Source organism: Aeromonas sp. QDB56, assembly GCF_027705505.1.
GTDB classification, from domain to species: Bacteria; Pseudomonadota; Gammaproteobacteria; order Enterobacterales; family Aeromonadaceae; genus Aeromonas; species Aeromonas caviae.
Genome location: NZ_JAPDBZ010000259.1, coordinates 1 through 1,764, shown reverse-complemented (window position 1 = coordinate 1,764; position 1,764 = coordinate 1). Strand labels below are relative to the sequence as shown.

Here is a 1,764-nt window from a genome sequence, read left to right as displayed (position 1 = left end):
TGCGATTAAATCAGATCACAAACGAAGCCTTTTTTCTATCTATTTCAATTGGTTGTAGCTAAAGATCCTGTACATGACAGGTCACTGCAGCGGCCAAACTGTTGCCACATCTCAGTTCAGGAGGAAACGCAATGACTCAGGAAAGGATCCAGACCCGCTACCCACTCGGCGGCCCCTTCGCCACCCAGGCTGAGCTGGAGCAGGCCATCACCCAGGCCATAACGACCCACAGACAAGATTTCTTCCCTCTGCTGGAACGGCTGGTGGACGTGGGGGACACCCGGGTCAACCTCAGTCAGGAGAACCCGCTGCGGGTGCTCAGCATCGAACTCGCTGACGGCCGTGAAGGAGTGGCCCATATCAACTACGAGTCCAACTTCGCCGAGAGCTGCCTGATTATCAACGAATACGACCAGCACCAGACCAGCCTGGCCTTTCGCCTCGACGGGGATGCACTTATCTTCGACGTCGAACTGCCGATCGCGTGGAATTTCAATAACTGAAGATTCAGCGGTGTAATGCCGCCTGGTTGCTACACCCGGTCAGCCAGCTCCCCTCACCCTAACCCTCTCCCAAAGGGAGAGGGGATCAGCCCGTGCCAACCTCCAGCCGTGGTAGTCACTCCATACTCTGCTGTTATTTCAGGCGCCTGTAATCTTCCCCATATGGCTGTCATCTGAATAGCAATATCCAGCATATAGCCACCATAACCCTCACTCATGTACAGGATCTTTAGCGGCAACCAATTGAAATAGATATAAAAAAGGCTTCGTTTGTGATCTGATTTTATCGCCAAACAAAATCAACACGCGCGAAGCCTATGACTATTATCAACGCTAATTACTATCTGGAGCAACTCTTGGCTCCCGCCGCACTCGAGCGCATTGCTCGGCTCTGCAAGTTTTGTCTGCGTCAGCGTGCCATTACCCCAGCCATGCTCGTACCTGCACTGCTGCGGGCCATGGGAGGCGACCAGGTCAATGACATTGCCGGTTTACACCGCCATTTCAATGCCTTGCAACTGGTAAACACCCATCAGGTTTCTTACAAACCGTTTCACAATCAGCTGCGCAAAGAGAGCTTTGCCCTGTTTATGAAAGCCCTGGTCGAGCGGGCCATCGCCTTGCGTATCGACCATCAACTCAAAGCAGCCTCCCTCGGCGCGTTCAAGCAGGTGTTACTGCACGATGGCACCTCCTTTGCGGTGCATCGGCGCCTTGCTGCTGATTTTCCCGGCCGGTTCAAGACCATCAGTCCGGCAGCTATCGAGTGCCATATGACCATGTCACTGTCGGAGCAGAGCCCGTTGTGCATGAGTGTGTCTGCCGATACCGCAGGGGAACGGCAATTTCTGCCTGAAGCCCACACGCTGACCAACTGCCTGCTGCTGGCTGACGCAGGTTACATTGACAGGGCTTGGTTTGAGCAGGTGAACGACGCTGGCGGATTTTATCTGGTGCGCGGCACGAAAAGCCTGAACCCCAAGATAATCCAAGCCTGGCGCGGTGATGGACGGGAAGTACCCAAGCTGGCGGGACTATCTCTGAGAGAGGCCGGACGGCGACGCTGTCGGGCCGAGGTACTGGATATGGTGGTGAAGTCCGGCCAGGTCGAGTACCGGTTGATCCGGCGCTGGTTTGCTGAGGAAAAGCGGTTCTGTCTGTGGATGACGAACCTACCGCGAGCAGCATGGTCAGCAGAGCAGGTGATGAGCCTGTATCGCTGCCGTTGGCAGGTGGAGTTGTTATTTAAAGAGTGGAAATC

2 protein-coding genes are annotated in these 1,764 nt (G+C 54.8%); both read left to right on the top strand.

Going from position 1 to position 1,764, the window contains the following annotated elements:
* The first annotated feature begins 131 nt into the window (after positions 1-131).
* On the top strand, positions 132-503 hold the full coding sequence (locus OKB81_RS20240; RefSeq protein ID WP_004099020.1) for a hypothetical protein: 372 nt from the start codon (positions 132-134) through the stop codon (positions 501-503).
* Positions 504-820: 317 nt separating this feature from the next.
* Positions 821-1,764, top strand: a 944-nt coding sequence (locus tag OKB81_RS20235) for an IS4-like element ISApu1 family transposase (RefSeq protein WP_270697823.1), incomplete at its 3' end; no start/stop codon positions are given.